The following is a 25,009-nucleotide window of genomic DNA, read 5'->3' on the forward strand; positions in this document are numbered from 1 at the left end:
GTGTCGGAGGGTCTTGATTACTAGCGACATTCGCGCAGCGCGCGGAGCCATGGGGGTGTCGTACAGCGTCAAGCCGCTGCTCACGCCCGATCCTTAAAATGCCTCAATCTCCACGATGAGGCAGTTACTTGCAGGCCCAGACCCGCTATCACCCCGATGCCGAGCAACTGGCGCTGGCGGGCACGATCGAGGAATCGCTCGACAGCCTGGTGCCGGTGGCCCGATTGCATGCGGCGCTCGAAGAAAGTGCCGATGCCTGGTCCAGCCTTCGGGACCTCGGTGTGTTCGGTATCAGTGTGGATGAAGCGCGCGGTGGTAGCGGGCTCGGTGCGGTTGAAGAAGCGCTGATCGTCATGGGCCTGGGCCGACGCCTGGTATCGCCCGCGGTGCTCGCGACGATTGGTGCGGGACCGGCCTTGGTCGCCAGTGGAAATGCCGACAAGAACGTTGCGGCCGCGTATCGCTCCAACGGGCGCACGGTCGTTGTGGACGAGTCGCAGACCAGCCTCGTCCTGGTGCGCGAGGGCGATAGCGCGACTCTGTACAACAGCTCGCCGGGCCGAAGCATCGATCGTCGCTTGTGGCTCGCGGGACTCAGCGAAATCGACACCCCCAGTGAGCCATTGGCCAGGCTCGATGCGCATGACGTTCTACGACTGCGTTTGATCGATGCCGCTGCGCTCGCCGGAATCGCCGCTGCCGTGCTCGACATGGCAGTCGCCTACGCTGGCATTCGCGAACAATTCGGCCGACCGATCGGCACGTTCCAGGCCATCAAGCACCATTGTTCCAACATGGCAATGGCTGCGCGTTGCGCGCGTGATCAAACGAACTTTGCCGCGGTCGCTCTCGACGACGACCGCGACGATGCCGCCCTCCAGGTCGAATGCGCACTGCTCGTGGCCGGGCAGGCGGCGCTCGACAACACGGGCAAGAACATTCAGATCCACGGCGGCATCGGCTTCAGCGACGAGGCCGATCCGCATCTGTTCCTGAAGCGAGCCCAGTTGCAGCTCGCAATCGCCGGCGGCCTGGAAGCGACCAACGCCCGCATCGCCAACCTGCCGTCGAAGTGGTAGCGTCCTCGCTTGCAACTTGCAGGCGGAGCTCGATATGAATCTTTCCGGCAGGAAGATCGTCATCACCGGCGCGTTCGGCGCGCTCGGGACCAAGGTGTCGGCGGCTGTTCGCGCGGCTGGTGCGAGCGTGGCTTGCATCGATCACTCGCCGACGGCGAGAGCGCCGGATTCGTTGAACAACTGCGTGGTGATCGGCGGCGTCGACCTGACATTGCCTGATGCAGCGGCTGCGGCCCTGCAGGCTGCCGCCAAACAGATGGGCGGGCTCGACGGCCTGGTCAATATCGCCGGCGGCTTCCGCTGGGAGAAGGTCGAGGGCGGCGGCATCGCCACCTGGGATCAGCTGTACAACCTCAACCTGCGCACTGCCGTGAACGCGGTGCAGGCCGCGTTGCCGTTGATCGGCACTGAGCACGGACGAATCGTCAATGTCGGCGCGGCCGGTTCGATCAAGGCCGGCACTGGCATGGGGGCGTACGCCGCTTCCAAAGCCGGCGTTGCGAAGCTCACCGAGGCGCTGGCCGACGAGCTGAAGGACAAAGGCGTATGTGTCAACGCCATCCTGCCGAGCATCATCGATACGCCGGCGAATCGCGCCGACATGCCCGATGCGGATCCCGCCCGCTGGGTCAAGCCGGAGCAGATCGGGGACCTGGTCGTGTTCTTGCTCTCGGATCATTCCAGCGCGATTACCGGCGCGCTGATTCCGATCACGGGCCGGGTTTGAGCACGTACCGTTCGTGATAGTCGAGCACGAAGTCCTCGGTGAACAACGCGCCGAACCCGGCCCAGTCCTTGGTATCGAGCATCCGGCAATAGCGCGCTTTGACTTTGCTGATTGCGAGATGCGCTTCGAGCGTGGCGGTGTCGGGCATGAGGTTTCCTAAGTGAGTGCGGTCATAGCGAACGCGCGATGACCATGCGTTGAATGTCGGACGTGCCTTCGTAGATCTGGCAGACGCGCACGTCGCGATAGATCTTGGCCAGACCGAACTCTTCGAGATAACCGTAGCCGCCGAGCGTCTGGATCGCGCCGGAGCAAACGGCTTCCGCGGTTTCGGAGGCAACCAGCTTCGCCATCGACGCTTCCTTCAAACATGGAGCGCCCGTGTCCTTGATGCTCGCTGCGTGCAGCACCAGCTGACGGGCGGCTTCGAGCCGCGCGGCGAGATCGGCGAGGCGGAAGCCCACGGCCTGGTGTTCGATGATGGCTTTGCCCATCGAGCGACGATCCTTTGCGTAGCCGGTCGCGATTTCCAGGGCCGCCTGCGCCATGCCGATGGATTGCGAGGCGATGCCGATGCGGCCGGCTTCGAGATTCGACAGCGCGATCCGATAGCCCTGGCCTTCGGCGCCCAGGCGCAGATCGTTTTCGATGCGCAGATCGTCGAAGCGCAGGCTGCACGTGTCCGAAGCGAGCTGGCCCAGTTTGTGTTCGACTTTATCCACGACGTAACCGGGCCGGTCGGTCGGCACCAGGAACGCGGAGATGCCTTTCTTGCCGGCGTCGGGATCGGTCACCGCGAATACGATCGCGAGTCCGCCGATCTTTCCGGAGCTGATGAATTGTTTGCTGCCGTTGATCACATAGCCGCCTTCGACTTTGGTGGCGCGCGTGCGAATGGCGGAAGCGTCCGAGCCGGCATCGGCTTCGGTCAGCGCGAACGCGCCGATGGTGCGACCGTCGATCAAGTCGGGCAGATAGATCGCCTGCTGGGCCTCGGTGCCGTCTTTGATCAGCGCCGACACGATCAGGCTGTTTTGAATCGACAGAATGGTGGACAGCGCGCCGTCGGCGGCGGCGATCTCCATCAGCGCCAGCGCATACGACACATAGTCGGCGCCCGCGCCGCCTTTCGACTCGGGCGCGGTCATGCCCATCAGGCCCAGCTCGGCGAGATCCTGGAACAGCTCGGGCGGGTAGGCGCGAGCGGCTTCGTAGCTCAATGCGTTGGGACGAATGCGTTCTTGGGCGAACTCGCGGACGGAATCGGCAATGGCTTGCTGCGTGGCGTTGAGTAGCATCGGCGGAGTCTTCGGTAAACAGGACGACAGCGTCACCGGCAAGGATGGCGAGGGAACCGCCCGGGTGCAAATGGCAGCGGGATTCAAGCGGATTGCGTGCACAAAACCTGTCGCTTCCGATCAAGACCGCGCATTCATATTGCAAAGTCGTAGCCACCGTTCACCGGGTAGGTCTGTCCGGTGATCCAGCCGGCGGCGTCGGAACACAGGAACAGCGCCATGACGGCGACGTCCTCCGGCTTGCCGAAGCGGCGGATCACATAACGGGACACGATGGCTCTGGCCTGCTCGCCGGGTCGAGCGGAGGTTCCAGCATTGACGCGCTGATGTTCCGGGCCGGGACCGAGCGTATGCCGATCAATCAGGCAATGGGCGATTCCCTGCCCGTGTTCTGGAAGGTCATGTCAAGAATGAGCACAGCAGCTGAGGCCATGTTGCCATGGCCGGTCGATGATTTTTCGAAGTACGGCCCGGTCGAGGCCCGGCCGGTGGGCAAGATCCAGGGATTCGTGGGGCGGGCGATGCACCGCAATTGGGTGTCCATCCCGCACGTCGCTCATCACGACGATGCCGATGTCACCGGGTTCGAGCGTCGTCGCAAGGCATGGAATGCCGCGCATTCCGACGACAAGCGCACGTTGCTGCCGGTGCTGATGAAGGCCAGCGTCGCGGCCCTTCAGGCGCATCCGAAGTTCAATTGCTCGCTGAGCGCGGACGGCGCGACTCTGTTCATGAAGAATTATTTCAATGTCGGAGTGGCGGTCGACGTGCCGAGCGGTCTGCTCGTGCCGGTGATTCGCAATTGCGATCAAAAGGACGTAGGACAGATCGCCCGCGAGGTCGTGCAGATTTCGGAGAAGGCGCGGACCAAGGGGTTGTCCATCGCCGAGATGGCAGGCGGATGTTTCACCCTGTCATCGCTCGGGCATATCGGTGGCACGGGCTTCACGCCGATCATCAATGCGCCGGAAGTGGCGATTCTCGGCATCTGCCGGACGCAGGATCGCTTCGTGCCCGACGCTGGTGGCAATCCCGTTCTGAAACAGTTGCTGCCGCTGTCGCTCAGCTATGACCACCGCGTCATCAACGGCGCCGACGCCGCTCGCTTCGTGCGCTTCATCGCCGATTGGCTCGGCACGTATCAGTTCGCCTAGCTCGCCCAACGTTCGGCGTCGGCCACCGCTTCACGCATGGCGCGAAAGCCCCAGGCCAGGAACAGGGCAGCGATCGGGCAGCAGATAGCAATCAGCGCTGCCATGCCGAAGCCGATGCCTCGCGTGCCGATTCTCGCGTCGCTGCTGTCGATGCGGGTGCTGCCATCGACGGGCGGTGGGGACACCGAGTTCTGCAATACGTACGCCGCATACGATGATCTGTCGCACGAAGTCAAGCTGCAGATCGATAAACTCCACGTGATGCATTCCGCCTGGAATACGCTGTTCTATTACGACCCGGAGCCGCGTGTCGATCTGCTACGGAACATGATGCGAATCGGCGATCGCGAGCTGCCGTCTACCGCCATACGTGGTCGGTCGGCGATCTGGTGATCTGGGCCAACACCGGCACGATGCATCGTGCGACTCCGTACGATCCCGTGTCGGGCCGCTCGTTACATCGGACCGAGCTCAAGGGTGAGGAAGCGTTTGCTTGATGTCTGAGGACACGAATAGAAGCGCGGTCACTGAATGGCGCCGCTTCGGTTTGCTGCCGCTTGCCGCTGCGCTCGGCTATGCGACGTCGGTTCTGCACGTCTACTCCCTCGGCGCGTTCATCGGGCCGTTACAGCATGAGTTTGGTTGGTCGCGCGCGCAGATTTCAGCAGGTCTGACTATCGCCGCTTTGATCAGCGCCATTGGCTGTATTCCGGTCGGCATGCTGGTGGATCGTATCGGGCCACGGCGCGTTGGATTGATCGGCGTCGTTGCGATGAGCGCGGCACTCGCGTGTGCCAGCACGGCGACGGGTACGCCTGGGAACTGGCTGGCATTGTGGGGCGTGATCGCGGTCGGCACGTTCTTCGTGCAAGCGACGGTGTGGACGAGCGCGGTTGCCAGCCGCTTCGAGGCCTCTCGCGGCCTGGCATTTGCGATCACGCTATCGGGTGCGTCGCTGGCCGCGACGCTTTATCCCATTCTCGCGACGTGGCTGATCGGCAGCTACGGTTGGCGTACGGCGTATGTGTCGATGGGCGGCCTCTGGGTGGTGCTGGTGTTTCCGATTCTGTTCTTCTTGTTTCGTGGCGCTCACGATCGCGGGAAGGAGCAGTCAGCGGTCGCGCCGGCTGCGTTGACGGGCGTAAGCTTCGCGGCAGGGTTGCGATCGGCGGCACTCTATAAGTTGCTGATGGCGGCCGGGTTGTTCTCTTTCACGGTCATCGGAGTGGCGGTGCACTTCGTGCCCATTCTGACCGACAGCGGCGCGACGCCGCTTTCCGCCGCGGGCATCGCTTCACTCGTTGGTGTGTTCTCCATCGTTGGCAGGCTAGGCACAGGATTTCTGCTGGACCGCTATCCGGGTCACATCGTTGGCGCGCTGGCGTTTCTGATTCCCATCGTGGCCTGTGCGCTGTTGTTGACCGACGGCGCGAATCCGGTGGGCCAGGCTGCCGCCGCCGCCATCTTCGGCCTGACGCTAGGCTCGGAGGTGGATGTGATCGCTTACCTGGCGGCCAAGCACTTCGGGCTAAAGAACTTCGGCGCGCTGTACGGCGTACTGCAGATGGCACTGGCCGGTGGGACCGCGTTCGGTCCGCTGGCGGCGGGTGCGGTCTTTGATCGGTACCAGAGTTATTCGCTGTTTCTGGTGTTGACGGCGGCGCTGATGGCGGCGAGCGCGATCGCATTGTTTACGCTCGGGCCGGTGAGACCAGCGGCAGCGACCCTGGGCTCGTCAGGCGCCGCTGCCGACGCGTAAATCTCAGCTCTTCAGCAGCTGCCTGTTCACAAACGGGTCGTTGCCAACGAACAGCGGCTTGCCGCCGAACAGTGCCACTGATCTTCCAGCGGCGCGCCGCCCTGGGGCTCGGCGGAGCTCGTTTCACTCTGAGCGTATGCGACGCCGATGGAAAGTACAGTTGTCGCTGACAGCTTCGCCGCCGTGCGGCGCGCCTCGTTCCTCGTCATGCGAATGGCCCCCTGCCTCATCCTGTCGATGTTTGTCACGTCACATCGGGAAAGCCCGCGGGAGGTCTTGATGTCGGGCGACGAACAACGCCGCTTTTGCGACACTGCTCGAGCATTTCACGAGTGAAACATTTGCATGCGCGATGGCGTGCAGATGTTTCAGGGATTGGAGATTGGCGCGGGCGGCGGCGTCGATGCAGTCACAGGCTCTTGCGTCGGCACCGGAGCAGGCGCGGCGGCCGCCGGCGGAGGCGGCGGTTCATCTACAACCAATGCCGCAAGATTGACGACGCTCGGGTCGTCACGAAGCTTGAGATAAAGCCCGCTCTTGCTCGGACGCGGCACGGGCAGCGCGCGGCCGGGGAAGCCGACGGGCACGGCGACCGGCTCTTTGAATTCGGCATTGCTGGCGACCGAATCGACCAGGAACAGATTGGCGCCCGTGAGCTTGCAGGATTTTTCGGGATCGGTGGGGCATTCCAGATCCTTCAGCACGGGCAATCGCACCAACGTCACCAGCGGCTGCCAGTCGCCGGCGACCCCTTGGTTCACCACGCGAAACTTCAGCGGCCCGAAGGCCGAGAAGCCGAACGCCTTGGTCGGATCGAACGTCGCGACCGCAACCCTGGCATCGGCCAGCGTGAGCGTGCGATTGGCGAAACTCAACGTGGTCGAGAGTGCCTCATCGGAGCTGGCCACTTCGACATTGGCTTCACGGCTGAAGATGGCCGGCGATTTGGCGCGCACCGAGAAGATGAGCTGCGCATCTTGCGGCAGCTGATTCTCGCTCGCGAGCTGGATGTTGCTCGAGTTGCCGCCCGACGCTGTTTGCACGCTCTTGCCGACCAGCTCGACGCGCGGGCGCGGCGCAGCCACAGCGACGCTGACGTTATAGCTGCGGCCATCGTGCAATGTGACTTTCGCTTTGGCGGTGTCGCCCTGCTGCAAGCTCGGCGCCGGCGTACTCGAGGCGTCAGTCGCTTCAGCCAGCTTCACTTCCATGCGCAGCTGATCGCTCTCCGGATTGGAGGGGGCAGCGGCGGGCACGAACTCGACGCCCTTCACCGACAGACTCGCGACGTCGGCGAGCCGGCTGCCTTTGAGAACGCCGTGAGATTCGCCCTCGTGCATGGTGAAAGTTTCGAAGCGTCCGGCTTCGGGATAAGCGCGCAGCTCGACCGGATGCGGCTCGGTCGAACCGAACTGCGAAACGAACAGCGTCAGTGCGCCGGGCTGAGCCTGTTGCAGCGGCAGATTGATCTCGACTTCATTGGCCTTGACCGGCGACCAGTCGACCCGCAGCTCCTTGCCGCTCGGATCTTTCACCATGATGCGATCGATGCACGCGACGCTGCCGGTCTGCAGATGAATCGTATTGGCGCGACCGACGATCAGCGAGCCGTCGTCCTGCGATGCCGGCGCCCAGGCCTGCGAGTGCGTGTTGACCAGTTGGAAGCCCGGGCCGTCGAATTTATCGAAGCCCCAATAGCCATGCAGCGAGCCACGGAACCGATCGGCGAGGCTGGCCGTGCCGAGCGATGACGTGTCGATGAGGAAGCCGCCCTGAGTTGCATCCGCGGTCGCGGGCAGCTCGATCACTTCACCGTCCTTGCCGGAGACGCGAAGGACTGTGTGGTGCGCATACTCCGTCGCAAACACCAGCGGTGCGCCCTCGACCGGCAACACGAGCGAGTTCTTGCGGGCACAGTAGATATCTTTCGGGCTCACCGCGTGCAGCGGCGGCGGCAGCGCCTGTTCCACCGCGGGCAATGCCGCGACCAGCACGGACTTTGGATTCTGGAACGACGGCGGCGTGTTGAGCGTCAGCGTGAGCTTGTTGTTGAGCGCAGTCGCGAGCGCCGGAATGTATTGATAGTTGGCGACGCGGAACGAGTCGAACAATCTGCCGAGATCCAGCAGCGAAGAAAGATACGGGCTGTAGTAGCCGTAGTTCGCCTGCGGCGTCGAGCTCGCGGCCATGACCAGATCGCTCGCCGGGCCGGTCGTGAGCGCCTCGACGATGGACATGCTGTGTCCGTCATTGAGGATCAGCGTCTCCTGTCCTTGCATGAGGCAAGGCGCCTGCAGCTGCGGCAGTCGATCGAGACACTTCTCATCGACCTTGATGCCGAGGCTGCGTGCGAGCAGGGGCGTCGTGTCCTTCAACACGGCGGGGTTGGCGGCGTTGAGGTCGCGGATCGACGCGAGATAGCGTTCCAGCCGCGAGCGGTCGAGCGTTGCCTGGTTCAGATCCTGCGTCGAGCGCACGAACGCGCCGGGGCGGCCCCGAACTGCATTGACCAGGGTCTTGAAGTCACCGCCATCTTCCGGGGCCAGGAAGATCAGCGCCTGTTGCGCGCCCTCGGGCACAGTGACGGTCATGCCCTTCTGCGCGCAAGCCTTCTTCCAGGTCTCGCACTTGAAGAACCAGTCCTTGGGCGGTGGATTGGTCGGGCCGCGCAGGAAGCTGAGGACCAGCAGGTAGTGCTCGGACTGCGACGCCGGGAAATCGGCCTTGATCCACAGCTTGTCACCCTCGGCCAGATGCGGCACCTGGGCGATCGGCAGCGTGGTTTTATCCCGGGCGACGGTGGCCTCGAGCGTCGGTCCCTTCAGATCGAAGGGGGCCGGGGTGGCCGCCTGGGCGGAGGCGATCGAGAGAACCGCAAGGGCGGCAAGCCATCGGCAAGGTCGCAAGCTCATGGGAGCGGATCGTAGGGCAGAGCGCTGTACGCGCCAACCCGCTTGACAGCCCCGAGCGACTATTTGGGGGCTTTTTTCCGACGCGGCCGCGCCCAATCAGCTGCCGTTCAGCTTTTCGATACCGAATCGCTGGACCAGCGCGTCATATTGCTTGCGGGAGATCGTGATCATGGCGCCGCGCCGGACCTTGGGCGGCAGGCTGTACTTGTCCCAGGTCGAGAAGAAGGTGTAGCCGGAGATCTGATACCACGGCCCGGACAGCTTGCTGGCGACCGACAGGCCGTATGACACGCCCGGATACTGCTCATAGTAGAGGTACCAGACGGCGCCATTCGGCGACGGGCTTTGAGCACGAGGGATCGCGCGCGGTGATCCTCGACGATTGGAAGCTGGTGGCGCGCGCACCGGGGCGGAGATCGAAGGTCTATGCACCGTGGTCGCTCTACCATTTGACGACGGATCGGAGCGAGACGATCGATCTGGTCAAGGCCGAGCCGAGGCGCGCGGCCGCGATGGCGAAGCAGTGGAACGAATGGTCGACGTCGGTTCACGCACGTCAACGAAGCGAGCCGTAAATGACAGGTCGGATCGGGCAGGGAATCACAGCGCTGACAGTGATGGTGGCGCTGTGCTCGTCGGCATTCGGCGAGGCGACACTTCGAAGTCGTTGTTCGGTCCTTACACGAAGCTGCGGCTCGGCGCGCCGCATGCCGGGGATTCAGCGCTAGCGGCTGCTGGCGAACGACACCACTATTCTGCTTCGCCGGTACGCGCGAGTATCGGCATCGGGCGATTCATCGATCGTCAATGCGTACGCGGATCGCGAAATCTCCTCGAATCTGGCACCCCCGACATTTTCGATGCCCCACGGCGTGTGCAGCTCGAATCGCGTCGGCTGGGACGCGCGGTGGTCGATCTCGATCGTGTACGTGCGCCGTTGCAGATTCACGCCGACGATTTTCATCTCACGGCTCGTATTGCCAATGAGCGGCCGAGGCGTGGGCGCGATGATCGAAACGCCCCCGCTATAGCCGATGCGTAACACGCTATCTCCGCGAGGCACATCGAACTCCGCGTGCGCGTGGCTGTCCTGCGGATGAGCGGCGAGCGTCGCGGCGATTTCCTGATTGTTCAGCCGCGCGCTTCGTAGCTCCGCGCCGAGCGGCAGCTCTGGATCGAATGACATTCGCACCGACGCGCCTTCATTCTTGATACGGAGTTCGGTAGCGCCGGGCGATTGAGTCAGATCGAGGGTGACTTCGGAATTGCCGACGCGAACCTTACGCAACGAGACTTTGTTCCAATCAGCGGGCAGATGCGGCGCGAACTGGATGTGGCGTGCCGCGCCGTCGACACGCAATCCCATCAAGCCTTGCACCGCCGAGCTCAAGAACGTCGCGGACGACCACGTCTGTTCCGGAACGGATTCGACGCCGGGGCGATAGGTGTCGCCAGCGAGCGTTTCGTGCATGTGGCCGAGTGCGTCGAGCGTGTGCCATGAAACAAGCGTGTTCCAGATCGGGAAGGCGGTGGCGGGACGATGCTCGGTCCAGAATGCGCTGGCCACCGACGCCGTGCCGATGCCCCAAACGGCGCCGCTTGCGTATGCGTTCGGATCGTACGTGGCGTCGCTCGGGGCTTTGCCTCGGGTGCCCCAGTCAGTCTGGAATTCGGCGGTCGCGAGTTGATCCAGCACGGAGTTGCGTTGCTCCGGTTGGAACAGGCCCAGACGAATCACATCCATCGGCCGGATGTCTTTATCCATCTGCGGCGCGCCGGCACGCGTGTGGCCGCTGATCCAGAAGCTTCGGTGCGGGTCCCAATATTTGCTGGCGATGGCGGCTCGGGCGCGCTGGTTTGCGGTCAGCGCTGCTTTCGCTTCGGAGCCGCGGCCGGCGGCGGTGGCGAGTGCGGCGTAGGCTTGCGTCGCGGCTACCCAGCCGGACGACAGCGTCAACTCATCGCCGAGCGGATCCTGTTCGTTGGAGCCTTGTTTGCCGGTGGGAATCAGCGGCAGGCCGAGCCTGGCATCGAGCAGCGACTGACAGTATCGATACGCGGCTTCGATGGCGTTCCAATGTTTCTTCACGAAGGCCAGGTCGCCGGTGGTCGAGTAGTACTCGGCGATCATGTCCAGAAAGTCATAGCTCAGATCGACGTGGCCGAACATGTAAGGATACTTGCGCCACTCGATGGCGCCGGCGCTTTGCGACAGCTCGTGCCAGATCATTCCGGTTTTCCGGTCCTGATATTTGAGCACCAGCTCGAGCTGCTCACGGGCGCGTTCGTTGCGACCGGCGGCGAGCAGTGCGCGGGCGGCGATCATGCCGTCGCCGGCGAAGAACCAGTTGTATTGCGGGCGACGTGCCTTGCGTGAAGGGCCGTAGCCCGCGACCTGGCCGCAGCCCAGATCGGGATTGCATACCCACGCTTGCTCGAGCGCGATTTGCGACCAGGTCAGCGCTCGATTGATGTCGTCGTCGGGCGTTTGGATCTGCAGCCCCTGCGCGAGCCTATCTTTGTAGTGTCCGAGGGCTGTCTGCTCGAGCGCCGCTCGATTGCGCAGCACCTCCTGTGCGACCGGCGTTGGGTCTTTGCCGTTGAAGTCGGCGGCGAAAACAATCTCGGCGGCATCGCCTTTGCTCGCGCGAATCGTGAAGGCCAGGCCCGATGCTGTGGTGATCGGCCTGTTGGCATTCGGTGTTTCGTCGTGCGCGATGAGGTCGGGCGAGGCGATGAAGGCGGAATATCGGTGCAGCGGCTCGGTCAGCAAATATCCCGAGGCCGTCGCTCTCCAACTGGCTTCCTGTCCGCCGAAGCTGCCGGGCCACATCAGATTCAGCACCGGATTGAAGCGCACCAGAATATCGACCGGGTGCACGCCTTCGACTTCGTAAGTCACGATCGCGGCGGGCGCATCGATCGGCACGAAAAGCTTTTCACGAACGACGAAGTCGGGACCGAGGTAGATGCGAGTTACCGTCTCAGGGCGGTACTCGATGCGACGGAGCGCGGTTCGGCCGGGGATCTCAGTCGTTCCGTCCTGCTGACGAAAGCTGACGTTGAACGAGTCGACCAGCTGCAGCGGATACGCCCAGATCTCCAGGCCATTGTCGGAGTATCCGAAGATGCCGGCACGCTGGCCGGCGACCGCGATGAATCGGCCGGGCTGGGCGGAATCGGTGCTCCAGGTCAAATCCTCTGCGTGCGAGCCCGCGAGCAGCTCGCAGACAAACAGGAGTGCAATGCTTACAACATGACGGCGCTTCACGATGCACTTCAGAGTGCACGTGAGCGCGCGAGGGCGCAAGGCGTCGAATCAGGATTGCGGTTGACCGGTCTCCGGCAGCTGGCCCAGAAAATCATTCAGACTCTGGCGGCCGTCCTGCCATTCCTCGTAGCGTCGCAGCGAGTCGGGTTTGCCGCGGGCCGTCAGTTGAATCTTGCTGGAGCGGGAGATGGCGCGAAGATCGTCGCGACTGATGGGAAAATAGATGTGGCTCGATCCAGGAATGGGCAGCGGCAGCGCCTCGCTGATGCCCAGCTCCGAGATCTGGCCGGTGTATGGCGTCAGCGCGACGCTGCGATCGCCGACGTTCACCTCGATCTGCTGAAAGGCACTCTGAAAGCCGCCGCTCTGATCCGCCCACAGCTCGGCCGAGCTCCACAGAATCGCCACCAGATACAACTTCCGCTCGCCCATGCGATTCACTTCGATCGCGGTCAGCTGCGCATAATCCCGCTCGTTCAGACTGGGCTGGGGCTCGGCGCGAATCAGCACCAGCGGCTCAGTCTGCGCAGTGATGGTGACCGACGACTTCGGATCGATCCACGACTTCACCGTCGGCTGCGCCGCGCAACCGGCCAGTATCATCAACGACAGAAGTAACGCTGAATATTTCATGGGCGCTCCTCGGGCCGGTGCAGTCGGGGCTCGGCCGATACTACAGGATTTGGTCCCATCCCACGCGCTTCGCGCCGAATAATGTCCGTCACCGAGCGGAGTTCCATCCAGCCTGCCAGGGCGCGTGCGCTGTCGAGAAACTTTGCATAAGCTAATGACATGGACACTCTCTCAAAAGCGGATGCGCAGCGGCGGGCTGACGACATTCGCATCTTTCGGGAAGAACTCGACCGGTTGCAGGCAGCAAACGTTCTGGCGCTCACGGCCGAACAGCGGGCGGCGATGGCACGCCATCACGATGCGTTGCTCGCCGGCTTCGCGCAGTCATTCGATATCGATCGCGACCGTCACGCGAAACAGCTCTCGCTGGGCATGCGAGTCGCTTCGTTTCTTGGCGCACTGGCGTTGGCCGCCAGCGTTTTCTTCCTGTTCAACCAGTACTGGGGGCTGTTGCCCGAGACCGTGCAGGTCTCGCTGTTGATCGTCGCGTCGTTGGGCTCGTTGTTTGCGGCGGCCTGGATCGGCCGGAAGGACAGCAGCGGGTACTTTGCCAAGCTGGCGGCGATGGTTGCTTTATGTGACAACGGTCAGTTTCGGCCAGCGCCTGGAGCCCTGGATCGTGGAGCTGGCACTGCTGGAGTGACGTTGTCCGTTGTCAATCCGACTTCGCGGGCTGAGTCGTTCCGCATTTCTCTGATTTGTACGGCTCGCCGACATCCATCGAGCTCACGATCTTCTCGATTCGTTTGACGTTCGCGAACGAGTCCACCAGCAGCAGCGTGTTGGTGCAGGCAAAGGCCACCATGTGAGCTTGTTGCGGTAGCAGAGGACGCAGCAGCGGAACGAGCATCGCGGCGGGCACGCTTTTCACTGCGATGACACGGCTGACGTACTCGGCGTCTGCATGAGAGCCGTTGCCGGTCAGTAAGGGAATGGGCTGTTGTCTCGCGTTCGCATCCGGTACGACGCGAATATATTTGCCGTCGTCGAAGGCGGCGAAGCCGTGCATCTGGAGCACCGAGAGAAAGGTGGGATAGTCGAGATTGTCCGGATCGAGACCGACCAATGTCACCTGCGCGCGGACGCGGGGATCCACCAGAAATCTCTTGCCGGTCTTTCTGGCGGTGCCTGCGATGATTCGATCGATCTCGACAGCATCGCGTGCTGGAGGTGTCGAGGTTTCCGCTGCTGTGTGAGGTGCGCTCAGCAGCGCGAGCAAGGCGCAGGCGTGCGGGAGGAGGCGGGCGCGGGACTTCATCGAGCGTTACTCCTTTTGGGGGATGAGGTCGGATTCGGAGAGCGGGTGCCAGGGATTTTTCCGTTCGCGTTCGTCGATGCGAACGAAACCGTACTGGTTCGGATTGGGAAGCCGCGGCGAGAGCAGGCTCTGCATGATGTTGGGGCCGTCAGCCGCGCGACCGATGCGGCCCACGTCCGTGTAGACATAGATGGGCCGGGCGAGTGAGTAGGTGCCATCGGCCAGAGTTGCGGAGGACGGCTCCGGACCTTCCAGAGCACTGCCGGCGAGTTGCGACCGATTGTCGCGGTAGAACTCGTAGTCGACCAGCACGAGCGCATTCGGATCGGTCCACAGATATTGTGGAATCAGTGTCGCGCTCTGCTCGACTTCGGCGTACACGCCATCGATGCGCAGCGCATGGCACACATCGGGTTGCGCTGGCGCCAGGTTGCAGCCTGCATCGAGCAGCAGGTTTTCGAACAGCTGGCGTAGCGGTAGGTAGCTTGCCGGTCCGAGCACCTTGATTGGCCGGTACGGCAGCTTGCGGTTCACCTGATCCCAGGTGATGTTCGGATTGTCGATCGATGTTCCGTAGATTTGATCCGGGACTTGTCGGGCGAGTGCGAGATAGACGTCCCGTGCAGTGAGCTTCATGGGCCTGCTGTCGCGAGCGCCGGTCAGCACCAAGGCCTGATAGCCCGCTTTGGATTCCGTCACATTGCCGCCGCCATGGCGACGGCAGGTCATGAATTCTTCGCGAGTGATGCGACGTGAGCTGATGACGATGTCGACCTGACGAACGCTCTCCGGGGAGCACAAAGCGGCGAACGCGGCGCCTGCTTCCATTTCCTGGAGCTGAGGTCGGAGGTTGCTGGATCTGGGCTGAAGGCCATCCACGACGGTCTGAATGAATCCGCGCGCCTGGGGCGACGTTGCAATCTTCACTGCCGGGCGAGCGGGTGGTGCTTCGACGGGGAGTGTTTGCTCAGGCGCGGCGGCGGGCGGCTGTTGCTCCTGCGGCGCTGGCGACGTATCTGTTGGCGCAGCGAGAGTCTGTCGAGGTTCCGTTGCGAGCGTCGTCGGTGGCGCAGCCGCCGGTGGAGAGCGTTCGAAAATGAATATCCCGGTTGCCAGCGCGGGGCCCGCGATTAGCAACAGCAGTGTTTTGAACCGCCGCGGCCAGAATCGCCGTTGCTGCTGAGCGTCCTGTGCCTGCAACTTGCGTTTCAGCTCTCGCGAGAACTGCGCGGGCGGCTGTCGGCGCAGAGAGGTGAGGAATTCGTCATTCATCGTACGCTTTCCTGTCGTCACCATTGCGAACGCAGCGTCTGAACGAGTCGATACAACAGCGTCCCGACGTTCGATTCGCTCAAGCCCGTGAGGCGCGCGATCTCTCGATTGTTGAGCGCGGCACCGTACTTCAACGCGATCAGATCTTGCTCACGTTCAGGCAGGCGGGCGGTGAGTCGGCCCAGCCGTGACAGGTCGGAGTCGCGGGCCGCCTGGCTCTCGGGCGTGAGTTCGGCTGCCAGGCCGGCCGCCATGTCCAATGGCGCATGCGGGCGGCGGGCGCGGAGGTGATCGGTGCCGACGTTCTGCGCGATCCGGAACAACCAGGTCGAGAATCCGGCGAGGTCGCGTCGATAGCGCGAGCGGGCGGACCAGGCTTTTTCGAAGGTGCGGGCGGTCAGGTCCTCGACGTCGGCTGCGCGGCCCAGGCGGAAGCGAAAATAGTTGTAGATGCGTGGCAGCTGGTCCGCATAGACGGCGTCCCAGTCCACTTTGTCGGTCGGCTCCGCCGGGCGGGCGCCGTGCATGTCCCTTTGTTCCAAGACCATGAAAGCTATATACGGCCCGGCCCGCGAAGTATCACGCCCGGCTGGCCTCGACGGGATGATTCCGTCAACATAGCGCCGAGGTAAATACCACCATCATGCGCTCCGTAACCCTGCTTGCCGTTCCCGCCATCCTCGCCCTGCTCGCCGGTTGCGGCGAGCAGCGTGGCCCGACCGTTTACGTGCTCGAAGGCACCCAATCCGTCGAGTTGAAGGCGTCGGCGAGCCCGGCGAAGGTGCAACCGGGCGGACAGGTGGTGCTGCATGTCGAGCGGCGCACGACCGGGCAATGGAAGAAGATCGGTCGGAACGAGCTCACGCCCGGTCAATGCTGGGTGTATCGACCGCCGGTCGAGCTGGAACCGGAAGTGGCGCACGACGTGCAGTGGGCGGTGGAGCCGGAGAATTCGCTCGAATTCCATTCGGAGTACCAGCTGGACCAGAGCCGCGTGGCCACGGTGCGCGGGTCGGGCAAGATCTCGGCGATTCCGGTCAGCAAGGTCAAATGCGAGGAGGGGCGCGTCGTGGAAGGCGCCCCCGTCGAGATCGACGCTTCCTGATCAGGCGGATTTCCGCGCCGGGCGCGTTCTTTATTGCTAGGGCGAGCTGCGCCGGGTCGAGCGGAGAGTCGGGTCGAGATGGATGCGCCGGGACAGGCACGCCGTGGCGAAGGCGTCGATGCTGAACTGCTGGCCAGGCAGTTCGGCCCCGCGCTCGCGCGCTTTTTCAGCAAGCGGGTCAAGGAACAGCACGACATCGACGATCTGGTGCAGGACGTGTTCGTGCGCCTGGTCCGCAAGGTAAACACCGACGGCTCCCACATCGTCGCCGGCTACGTATTCCAGACCGCGCAGAGTGTGCTCAACGACTGGCTGCGTAAGCGGCAAGTGCGCCAGGTGAGCGCGCACGACGAGATCGAGCCCGAGTTGCCCGACCTCAAGGACGATTCCACTCCCGAGCGGGTCTTGCTGGGCAAGCAGAGTCTGGAGAAGGCGACGGCGGCGGTGCTGGAACTGCCCGAGGTCACGCGGACCATCTTTCTCCTGCGTCGGCTCGAGGGCATGCGCTACGCCGACATCGCCAGGCGCCTGCGAATGCCCATCAGTACCATCGAGAAGCACATGGCGCGCGCCGTCGCTCATCTCGAAATGCGTCTGAACGGGAAGCCATGATGCGCGCCCGTCCCGTTCCCGCAGACCTGTCGATCACCGAAGCGGCCGCGCGTTGGGCTGTGCGGCTCGACGGCGACAATGTTTCGGATGAGGAACGTTGCGCGTTCGAGGCGTGGCGGAATCAATCGACCGAGCACGATGCGGCTTACGAACGCGCTTCGGCGGCGATGCAGGTGCTCGATGCCGCGCCCGATGATCCTCATCTGGACGCGTTGCGTCGCGCGGCCCTTCGTTATCAGCCGGAGCGTTCCTGGTTCGGAATGACGGGCATCGCCGCGGCGATGGCGTTGCTGCTGGTGGGTGTTGGAGTGTTCGTCGCCATTCGGGACAAGCCTGTTGCCTCGCTCTACGCGAAAGGAGCGGCGGATTACGTCACTCGTCGCGGCGAGAAGCTCGATGTGACTCTGCCCGACGGTTCCGCCATCACGCTCAATACCGAGACCGATCTCGACGTTGCATTCGACGGTCGTCAACGAACGGTGGAGGTCCTGCACGGTCAGGCGTTCTTCAATGTCGCCAAGGATTCATCGCGACCGTTCGTCGTGATCGCGGGCGGCAAGCAGATTGTCGCGCTGGGCACGGCGTTCGACGTCCGGCTCGATAAAAAGCGGGTCGAGGTGTTGCTCGTCGAAGGGCGGGTCGTCGTCGAGGATGTCGCGCCGTCGGGCCTGGCTGCGCCGAGTGCCGAGAAGGCCAGGGAAAGCATTCATCTCAATGCGGGCGAGGCACTGGTCGCAACCGACAAGGAAGTCATGCGCACGGCCGCCGAGAATCAGGAGCGGCTGCTCAAGTGGCGCGACGGTCTCATCGAGTTCGACAACACCACACTGGCCGAGGCGGTCGCGGAGTTCAATCGCTACTCGGTACAGACCATCCACATCGACGATCCAAGGCTGGCGCAGCTGCCGATCTCCGGTGTGTTCCGTACCAACAGTCAGCGCAAATTTCTGGAAGCGGTCACCAGCCTGCATCCGGTCGTGGTCGAGTATCGCGGCCCCGATGAGTTTGCGCTCGTAGCGCGTCAACCCTGACAGCGTGCTGGTGGATTTTTCAGCCCGGCGCGTTCTTCGGAATATAGAGCCGTAACGGCCGTCAGCTGCGAGAGGGGGAAGAGTGCACGGAATTCAATGGGCCACCGGTGGAGTGTGCGCACTGGCGCTGGTCGGTCAAGCGTTCGCTCAAACGAGCGAACAAACAAGCATCGAAATCGAGAGCGGCACTCTCGCTCAGTCGTTGACCGCGCTCGGTCGACAGACTCGTACCGAGCTGGTGTTCGATCCGACGGTCGTGGCGGATCGCCAGGCGCCGAGTGTGCGCGGTTCGATGACGGCGGATCAGGCGCTCGAATATTTGCTTTCCGGCACGGGGCTGCGTCATGAACGGACGTCGTCCGATGTCGTGCTGGTGCTCGCGAGCGCTCAGCAGAGTCAGCGTTCGTCGACGCAGTCAGCGCCCGCTGAATCGGAGCCTGCACCCTCGGAAGCCGGCGACGGCCAGGAGAGCGCGGCGGCGTCCGAATCCGTACTCGAACAAGTTACGGTCGTTGGCATTCGCAGTTCCATTGCCGATGCCATCGAGGTAAAGCGCGATGCGACCCGGATCATGGATTCGATCTCCGCTGAAGACATCGGCAAGCTGCCCGATCAAAACATCGCGGAGACGTTGAGCCGCATTCCCGGCGTGCAGGTGACGCGCGTCGAAGGCGAAGGCAAATCCATCACGGTGCGCGGCCTCGGCTTGAACAAGCTGTTGCTCAATGGCAAGAGCTTCATCGGCAGCGCGCGCAATGGCGATCCCAATCTGGCGGATGTTTCGCCGGAATTGCTGGCGGGCGTGGATGTGATCAAGGCGCCGTCGGCGGATCTGGTCGAGGGTTGGCTGGGTGCCGTGATCAACCTGCGGACCAAGCGCCCGCTGGATCTGGCCGACTCCGTCATCTCCGGTCGGTTGCAAACGTCGTATGCGGATCGAGCCGAAGAGTGGGGCGAGAAGGTCTCGGGCTTCGTCGCTCACACGTTCGCCGATCGCAAGTTCGGCGTGCTGCTCAGCGGCTCGTACTCCAATTCGACCGGTGCCAGCGACATCTATCAGTCCGGCGGCTGGACGCAGGTGTCGAATGTGGATGCGACCGGCGATGGCGTCAATGACACCTTCTTTCGTCCGCTGCGTCTGATGAGCTGGGCGAATACATACGAGGATGAGCGTTACTCGGTGAACGCCTCGGCGCAGTGGCGTCCGATCGACGAGCTGACGTTCACGTTGGAAGGGGTGAAGTCGCGGCGGGACACCGATCGTGTGCGCTCCGTGCAGCAGACCATCCTCAACAACAACATCACCAATGGCGTGATCGACGCGAGTGGCACGCTGGTTTCGGGCAATTTCTCCGGTGTGACGGTACGCCCCATGATTTACGGCGGCAACTCGTACTCCGAGAATCAGTATCTGAGCGGCAACGCCAACTGGGTCAAGGATCGTTGGACCGCGAATGTGAACGCGTCCGTCAGCAAAGGCGAGGGCGCCGGCCTCGGCGGCGACGGTGGCAACAACAACTCCGGCAACGACAACGTGCTGGTGACGCGGCAGCTCGCTGGCAATGTGGCGAATGTGGCGTACAACGCGGCCGGCTCGAATGTTTCGCCGAACTACGGGATCAGTGCGAACTACGACATCTACGATCCGTCGCAGTACGAGGTCTACTCCACGTTCGACGTCGATTATGTGGCCGAGAACAAAGGTCACGATGTCGACTTCGATGTCGAGTATCAGCTCGATGGGTTCTTCAAGTCGGTGAAGGTCGGCGCGCGTACCGAGAAGATCGAGGTGTTCGGCGGCAACCCGCTGTCGACATATCCTTCGCTGGCCAGCCACGACCCGACCCCGGGCTCGCCTTTGCTCGCGACCGAAGTGCCGGGCCTCGGCTACACCGGCGTGCGGGGCGGAATGTTCCCTGGCCACAGCGGCAGCTTCCAGCGCCAGGTGCTCACCGGCTCGGTGGACTTCAACAGGATCCGCAACGCGCTGGGTGCAACGCCGGTGTCCTTCGATACGCCGGGCGCCAAGGCGACCATCAATCAAGTGGAGCAGACCACCGAGGCGTTCTTTGCGATGCTGAGATTCGGCACCGACGTGTTCGGCGTGCCGATGTCGGGCGATCTCGGTGTGCGCCAGGTCAATGCCGACCGCGAGTCGTTCGGTTACACCATCGTCAACAATCAGGCGCTCGCAGCGCGGGCCGGCAAGTCGTTCTCCGATACGCTGCCCAACCTCAATCTCATCTTCGATCTGCGTGACGATCTGCGGTTGCGTTTCGCGGCGGCCAAGGTCGTGGCGCGTCCGGATCTGACCAGCACGGGCGTGGGTCTGTCGTTGCAGCCGGTGTCGATGACAGGCGGTGCGGGCAATCCCGATCTCGATCCGTTCCGGGCCACGCAGTTCGATACCACGGTCGAGTGGTATTTCTCGCCGGCGAGCCTGCTGGCGGTCGGCGCGTTCTACAAAGATGTGTCGGCGTTTACCACGTCGGTGGAAGTGGTCGAAGAACATCCGGAGGCGCCGAACAACACGCTCACCGGGCCGGCTGCGTACACCTATGTCATCGGGCGGCCGGTGAATGGCAAGGACGGCAAGATTCAGGGCATCGAACTCAATTATCAGCACGCGCTGACCATGCTGCCGGCGCCGTTCGACGGCTTCGGCTATGCCTTGACTTACACCTATGCCGACAGCGAGACGCCGGAGGTCGATGAGCTGACGGGGCGGACTCTGCCGATTCCAAATTCGTCCGAGCACAGTGCGAATGCAGTGGTGTATTACGAGCGAGGGCCGTTCAGCGGGCGGGTGGCGTACAACTATCGCAGCGAGTACATGACGAACGGCGGATCGATTGCGTCGGGCGGCAGCAACTATGCGGATGAGCGAGGGCAGGTGGATGCGTCGGCGTCGTTCCGCATCAACGACAATTTTCAGCTGACGTTCGAGGGTGTGAACCTGACGCGGCAGATCAACAGCTTCTACCGAACGAACACGGGACGACTGTATAGCTCGTACCTGGACGATCGCCGCGTGTATTTCGGCGTGGCCGCCACGTTCTGACGCGATTCGATTGCCGCGAGCGGGCTTCGCCCGCCGCGGCCGCCCACCAAGCTCGATTCAGAGGCGAACATGATTCATTGCCCGCCTGCCACTCGTTCCCTTGCTCGATTCGTCATCGGCACGGCTACGCTCGGTCTTCTCGCAGGGTGCGCCGGTCCGAGCGGGCGCGGCGATGCAATCGCCAACGCCTCTGTGGCGTCGACGGGAACTGACCTCGTCATCTACGGCTGCACTCCCGCCGGCCTCACCGCTGCGATCACCGCCAAGTCCCGCGGTCGCAGCGTCGCTCTGCTTTGTCGCGACGGGCACGTGGGTGGGATGACGACCAACGGTCTCGGTTGGGCCGACACGGGTAATCACGCCGCGATCGGCGGCATGGCGCGACGTTTCTATCGAGACGTGAAGGCGCACTACGAAGCCGTCGGTTTCAAGGGCGTTGCGACCTCGCAATCGAAGACCGAAGGCGAAGAGGACGCGATGTGGGTGTTCGAACCGCGCGTCGCCGAAGCGATCTACTTGCGGTGGCTCAAAGACGCGGGCATCGAGCCCGTCTTCAACGCCAAACTGCGCCTCGAGCCAAGCGCGGTCCAGAAGGCCGATCAAACCATTCGCTCCATCGAGATGCTCGACGGCGCTCGTTACACCGGCCGCATGTTCGTCGACGCCACCTACGAAGGCGATTTGATGGCGATGGCCGGCGTCACCTTCACGACCGGTCGCGAAGCGAACGCCGTCTACGGCGAAACTTACAATGGCGTCCAGACCGCCCACTCGGAGCAACACAACTTCGAGCTGAACATCGATCCGTACGTCAAACCGGGTGATCGTTCGAGCGGTCTCGTCCCCTTGATCGAAGCCGGTCCGCCGGCGCGGGACGGCACGGGTGACCAGCGCATCCAAGCCTACAATTTCCGTCTGTGCATGACCCAGGACCCGGCGATCCGTGCGCCGCTGCCGAAGCCGGCGGATTACGACGCCTGGACCTACGAATTGCTCGGGCGCTATCTCGATGCCGGCTGGCGCCACAAATTTCGCAAGTTCGATCCCATTCCGAATCACAAGACCGACGTCAACAATTACGGTGGGTTCTCGACCGACTTCATCGGCGGCAACTACGACTATCCCACCGCCGGCTACGAGCGCCGTCAGCAGATCTTCGATGCCCACAGGAGCTACCAGGCCGGCCTGCTCTGGTTCATGCAGAACGATCCTCGCGTTCCCGCCGACGTGCGGGCGTCGATGGCCGATTGGGGATTGTGCAAGGACGAGTTCGTCGACAACGGCCACTGGCCGCGCGAAATGTATGTTCGCGAGGCGCGGCGCATGGTCTCCGAGTTCGTCATGACCGAACGACATCTCGAAGGCCAGCTGCCGACGCCGCGATCGGTCGGGCTCGGCTCGTACACGATGGACTCGCACAACGTGCAGCGCTACGTGAACGCCGACGGCTTCGCTCGCAACGAGGGCGACATTCAGATCCATCTCGATCGCACCTACGAGATCAGCTATGACGCCATCGTGCCGCGCGCCGCCGAGGCGACGAATCTGTTCGTGCCAGTCGCGCTGTCGGCCTCTCACATTGCCTATGGCTCGATCCGGATGGAGCCGGTGTTCATGATCCTCGGTCAGTCGGTGGGCGAGGCTGCGGTGCTGGCCATCGAGAAGGGCATCCGGGCGCAGGCCGTTCCGTACGACACGCTGGCGTCCAGGCTGCGTGCGAAAGGCCAGTTGATCGATCCAGTTGGCGGCAAGTACGTCCCCGGCGGGAGCTGAGCCGGCAGGCGGCGTGTCGCCGCGTTGTCGGAATTTGGCGGGTGTCCGGCTTCTGCCGAGGTCGATATGATCGGCGTCGGAGATTCCCATGGCCAAGTCGCGCTGCCTGATTCCACGCGCCCTCATGCTCTCTCTATTCTGTGCTCACGAAGCGGGTGCCGCCGGCGCGGGGGCGGAGGACTACGCGTCGGAGCGGGCCGAGATGGTCGGTCGGCAGATCGCGGATCGTGGGGTGAGTGACGAGCGAGTGCTCGCAGCGATGCGCAAGGTGCCGCGTCATGAATTCGTACCCGAGAGTGAGCAGCGCATGGCGTATCACGACACGCCGCTGCCCATCGGCGAGAACCAGACGATTTCGCAGCCCTACATCGTGGCGTTGATGACCGAGCTGGCAAGGCCCGAGAAAGATCATCGCGTGTTGGAAGTCGGCACCGGGTCGGGCTATCAGGCGGCGGTGCTCGCGGAGCTCGTCGACAAGGTCTACTCCATCGAGATCGAACCCACGCTCGCGCGAACGGCCAGCGACGTTTTGCAGAGGCTCGGCTACGACAACGTGACGGTTCGAGCGGGCGATGGCTACATGGGTTGGCAGGAGCATGCGCCCTTTGATGTCATCATGATCACCGCGGCGCCCGACCACGTACCAGCGCCGTTGATCGCGCAGCTCAAGCCCGGGGGGCGCATGGTCGTGCCCGTCGGCCCGGTCGCCGCCACTCAACAATTGCGTGTGCTGGCGAAGAATGCCGCAGGAGACGTGACCACGACAGTTGTCGCACCGGTGCGATTCGTGCCGCTGCGAAGGCGGGACGATCAGTGAGGGGTGAAGTCGACGATCGGCCGCTGGCACTGATCTTCCGCACCTGAGTGGTCGTGCGCTACATCGGCGCCCGTTGAGCAGCGCCGACCCCGCATCCTGTTCGTCGGCCGGATGGCGCCAGAACGTCTGTTTTCCTTTGCCTTCCCGTTTTACCTAGGAAACAGCCGTGTTTTCGCAGCGACGCTCGTGTCGCCGCCGAACTCACGTCCTGGTTTGTTTTGTTGCGAGCGCCAGGCGTATAACCAGCGACGTTCACGCCGAACGTGATTCCCGGCCTTTGGAGTTTGCTTGCAAAAATACCCGGAGTGTATTTGCCGCGCCGTTCACCTCGCGTGAGCTGACGTCCATCACTCCGCAGCGAATAAGAGGAGCAAACTCATGAACACGAATCTTCGACGATCGTGGTGCGCGGCCGCACTGGCAGTGGTCTCGATCGCGATGACTGCCGAAGCACAGACCGGCGACAACGGGAAGTGCTCGACGTTGCCTTCATACTCACAGTTGAAGTCCGCGTTGACGACGGCACGTCAGCAGAGCAACGGCGGTTTCAATCTCGACATGTGGGGCACGGTCGTGGACAGAGATGGCATCGTGTGCGCGGTCGCTTTCACAGGGGACGATCGCGGCTCACAGTGGCCGGGCAGCAGGGTCATCTCCGCGCAGAAGGCGAATACAGCGAATGCATTCAGTCTGCCGGGATTGGCACTCTCCACCGCGAACTTGTACGCGGCCGTGCAGCCGGGTGGCTCGCTCTACGGTCTACAGCACAGCAATCCGGTCGAGACTCTGGTCGCGTATCGCGGCAACGCTTCGAACTTCGGTCACTCGAACGATCCGATGGTCGGCTTTCGCATCGGGGGAGTGAATGTGTTCGGTGGCGGCCTCGCGCTCTATAACAAGAACAAGGAACTGATCGGTGCGATCGGCGTGAGCGGCGATACTTCCTGTGCCGATCACAACATCGCATGGCGCACGCGGCACACGCTGAATCTGGATTTCGTGCCGGGCGGTGTCAGTGCGGCCGGGGATGACAACATCAACTACATCGGCCTGGTGCCGGACCCGAGTCTGGCGCACGATTTCTCACATCCGATCTGCGCCATCGCGGGCGAGGACAAGGTGTCGGACATCAGCGCCAAATTGCCGCCGATCCAGAAGCCGGAAGCCCAATAAATGGAGTGAGTGCAGGCGGCGGCCGGCGCCGCCTGCTGCTTAGCACAAGCCAATCCGTTGCACCGCCAGGGAAC

Annotated in this window: 24 protein-coding genes and 1 pseudogene; 15 read left to right on the top strand and 10 right to left on the bottom strand. The window is 63.1% G+C overall.

The features are described 5' to 3' along the window. Positions 1 to 128 precede the first annotated feature (128 nt). Together EKO19_RS27335 and EKO19_RS27340 are read left to right on the top strand one after the other, a co-directional pair. Positions 129 to 1,079, top strand: coding sequence for an acyl-CoA dehydrogenase family protein (locus EKO19_RS27335; RefSeq protein WP_129780571.1), 951 nt, complete (start codon positions 129 to 131; stop codon positions 1,077 to 1,079). Between the two features lie 34 nt (positions 1,080 to 1,113). After that, on the top strand, positions 1,114 to 1,806 hold the full coding sequence (locus EKO19_RS27340) for an SDR family NAD(P)-dependent oxidoreductase (RefSeq protein ID WP_129780572.1): 693 nt from the start codon (positions 1,114 to 1,116) through the stop codon (positions 1,804 to 1,806). 19 nt (positions 1,807 to 1,825) lie between these two features. On the opposite strand, the pseudogene EKO19_RS27345 reads toward EKO19_RS27340, so the two are convergent. The 3 genes and pseudogenes from EKO19_RS27345 to EKO19_RS27355 all read right to left on the bottom strand — a co-directional run. Continuing rightward, positions 1,826 to 1,954 (bottom strand): annotated as a pseudogene (locus tag EKO19_RS27345) (nuclear transport factor 2 family protein); the annotation flags it as partial. Positions 1,955 to 1,976: 22 nt separating this feature from the next. Continuing rightward, on the bottom strand, positions 1,977 to 3,104 hold the full coding sequence (locus EKO19_RS27350) for an acyl-CoA dehydrogenase family protein (protein WP_129780574.1): 1,128 nt from the start codon (positions 3,102 to 3,104) through the stop codon (positions 1,977 to 1,979). Positions 3,105 to 3,238: 134 nt separating this feature from the next. Further along, on the bottom strand, positions 3,239 to 3,481 hold the full coding sequence (locus EKO19_RS27355) for an SDR family oxidoreductase (RefSeq protein ID WP_129780575.1): 243 nt from the start codon (positions 3,479 to 3,481) through the stop codon (positions 3,239 to 3,241). Positions 3,482 to 3,514: 33 nt separating this feature from the next. Between EKO19_RS27355 and EKO19_RS27360 the strand changes: the two genes are divergently transcribed. From EKO19_RS27360 to EKO19_RS27370, 4 genes are all read left to right on the top strand, one after another. Continuing rightward, positions 3,515 to 4,258, top strand: a complete 744-nt coding sequence (locus tag EKO19_RS27360) for a 2-oxo acid dehydrogenase subunit E2 (protein ID WP_129780576.1) — start codon at positions 3,515 to 3,517, stop codon at positions 4,256 to 4,258. A 102-nt stretch (positions 4,259 to 4,360) separates the two neighbouring features. Then, positions 4,361 to 4,651 (top strand): TauD/TfdA family dioxygenase, encoded by a 291-nt coding sequence (locus tag EKO19_RS38945; RefSeq protein ID WP_217705632.1) that lies wholly within the window; start codon positions 4,361 to 4,363, stop codon positions 4,649 to 4,651. Beyond that, a complete protein-coding gene (locus tag EKO19_RS40020) occupies positions 4,648 to 4,755 on the top strand; it encodes a hypothetical protein (protein ID WP_407676667.1) in 108 nt (35 codons plus the stop codon). The genes EKO19_RS38945 and EKO19_RS40020 overlap by 4 nt, the downstream gene beginning before the upstream one ends. Further along, positions 4,755 to 6,017, top strand: a complete 1,263-nt coding sequence (locus EKO19_RS27370; protein ID WP_129780577.1) for an MFS transporter — start codon at positions 4,755 to 4,757, stop codon at positions 6,015 to 6,017. The genes EKO19_RS40020 and EKO19_RS27370 overlap by 1 nt, the downstream gene beginning before the upstream one ends. A 368-nt stretch (positions 6,018 to 6,385) precedes the next feature. On the opposite strand, the gene EKO19_RS27375 is transcribed toward EKO19_RS27370, so the two are convergent. Both EKO19_RS27375 and EKO19_RS27380 read right to left on the bottom strand, forming a co-directional pair. Beyond that, complete coding sequence (locus EKO19_RS27375) at positions 6,386 to 8,929, bottom strand: hypothetical protein (protein WP_129780578.1); 2,544 nt, start codon at positions 8,927 to 8,929, stop codon at positions 6,386 to 6,388. A 96-nt stretch (positions 8,930 to 9,025) separates the two neighbouring features. Beyond that, entirely contained in the window at positions 9,026 to 9,220 is a 195-nt protein-coding gene (locus EKO19_RS27380) for a hypothetical protein (RefSeq protein ID WP_217705633.1), read from the bottom strand. A gap of 77 nt (positions 9,221 to 9,297) precedes the next feature. On the opposite strand from EKO19_RS27380, the gene EKO19_RS38730 reads away from it, so the two are divergent. Further along, entirely contained in the window at positions 9,298 to 9,504 is a 207-nt protein-coding gene (locus tag EKO19_RS38730) for a hypothetical protein (RefSeq protein ID WP_175597206.1), read from the top strand. Between the two features lie 149 nt (positions 9,505 to 9,653). Here the strand turns inward: EKO19_RS38730 and EKO19_RS27385 are convergent, their stop codons facing one another. Together EKO19_RS27385 and EKO19_RS27390 are read right to left on the bottom strand one after the other, a co-directional pair. Further along, entirely contained in the window at positions 9,654 to 12,200 is a 2,547-nt protein-coding gene (locus EKO19_RS27385) for an MGH1-like glycoside hydrolase domain-containing protein (RefSeq protein WP_129780579.1), read from the bottom strand. Positions 12,201 to 12,248: 48 nt separating this feature from the next. Next, a complete protein-coding gene (locus EKO19_RS27390; RefSeq protein ID WP_129780580.1) occupies positions 12,249 to 12,833 on the bottom strand; it encodes a hypothetical protein in 585 nt (194 codons plus the stop codon). Positions 12,834 to 12,992: 159 nt separating this feature from the next. Between EKO19_RS27390 and EKO19_RS27395 the strand changes: the two genes are divergently transcribed. After that, complete coding sequence (locus tag EKO19_RS27395; protein ID WP_129780581.1) at positions 12,993 to 13,583, top strand: DUF2157 domain-containing protein; 591 nt, start codon at positions 12,993 to 12,995, stop codon at positions 13,581 to 13,583. Here the strand turns inward: EKO19_RS27395 and EKO19_RS27400 are convergent. Genes EKO19_RS27400 through EKO19_RS27410 form a run of 3 tightly spaced genes read right to left on the bottom strand, consistent with a single transcriptional unit; the run spans position 13,489 to position 15,890 of the window. Then, on the bottom strand, positions 13,489 to 14,091 hold the full coding sequence (locus tag EKO19_RS27400; RefSeq protein ID WP_129780582.1) for a type II secretion system protein D: 603 nt from the start codon (positions 14,089 to 14,091) through the stop codon (positions 13,489 to 13,491). The genes EKO19_RS27395 and EKO19_RS27400 overlap by 95 nt on opposite strands. 6 nt (positions 14,092 to 14,097) lie before the next feature. Beyond that, positions 14,098 to 15,363, bottom strand: coding sequence for a substrate-binding domain-containing protein (locus tag EKO19_RS27405; protein WP_157995459.1), 1,266 nt, complete (start codon positions 15,361 to 15,363; stop codon positions 14,098 to 14,100). A 17-nt stretch (positions 15,364 to 15,380) separates the two neighbouring features. Then, positions 15,381 to 15,890: an RNA polymerase sigma factor gene (locus EKO19_RS27410; protein ID WP_157995460.1), complete on the bottom strand. Its 510-nt coding sequence runs from the start codon at positions 15,888 to 15,890 to the stop codon at positions 15,381 to 15,383. Positions 15,891 to 16,006: 116 nt separating this feature from the next. Here EKO19_RS27410 and EKO19_RS27415 point away from each other — a divergent pair, with 116 nt between their 5' ends. The 7 genes from EKO19_RS27415 (at position 16,007) to EKO19_RS27445 (ending at position 24,935) form a co-directional block, all read left to right on the top strand. Further along, positions 16,007 to 16,468, top strand: coding sequence for a hypothetical protein (locus EKO19_RS27415; protein ID WP_129780585.1), 462 nt, complete (start codon positions 16,007 to 16,009; stop codon positions 16,466 to 16,468). 78 nt (positions 16,469 to 16,546) lie between these two features. Next, entirely contained in the window at positions 16,547 to 17,080 is a 534-nt protein-coding gene (locus EKO19_RS27420; RefSeq protein ID WP_129780586.1) for an RNA polymerase sigma factor, read from the top strand. Then, the gene (locus EKO19_RS27425; RefSeq protein WP_129780587.1) at positions 17,077 to 18,111 is read left to right on the top strand and encodes a FecR family protein; all 1,035 of its coding nucleotides are present in this window, start codon (positions 17,077 to 17,079) and stop codon (positions 18,109 to 18,111) included. The genes EKO19_RS27420 and EKO19_RS27425 overlap by 4 nt, the downstream gene beginning before the upstream one ends. A gap of 82 nt (positions 18,112 to 18,193) precedes the next feature. Continuing rightward, entirely contained in the window at positions 18,194 to 21,172 is a 2,979-nt protein-coding gene (locus EKO19_RS27430) for a TonB-dependent receptor (protein WP_129780588.1), read from the top strand. 69 nt (positions 21,173 to 21,241) lie between these two features. After that, positions 21,242 to 22,945 carry an FAD-dependent oxidoreductase gene (locus EKO19_RS27435; protein WP_129780589.1) on the top strand — a complete coding sequence of 568 codons (1,704 nt, stop codon included), beginning with the start codon at positions 21,242 to 21,244 and terminating at the stop codon, positions 22,943 to 22,945. A gap of 88 nt (positions 22,946 to 23,033) precedes the next feature. Next, positions 23,034 to 23,762 carry a protein-L-isoaspartate(D-aspartate) O-methyltransferase gene (locus tag EKO19_RS27440; RefSeq protein WP_217705634.1) on the top strand — a complete coding sequence of 243 codons (729 nt, stop codon included), beginning with the start codon at positions 23,034 to 23,036 and terminating at the stop codon, positions 23,760 to 23,762. A gap of 378 nt (positions 23,763 to 24,140) precedes the next feature. Beyond that, a complete protein-coding gene (locus EKO19_RS27445) occupies positions 24,141 to 24,935 on the top strand; it encodes a GlcG/HbpS family heme-binding protein (RefSeq protein WP_129780590.1) in 795 nt (264 codons plus the stop codon). Positions 24,936 to 25,009: the final 74 nt, after the last annotated feature.

The sequence above is a fragment of the Peristeroidobacter soli genome, assembly GCF_004138485.1.
Lineage (GTDB): Bacteria > Pseudomonadota > Gammaproteobacteria > Steroidobacterales > Steroidobacteraceae > Steroidobacter > Steroidobacter soli.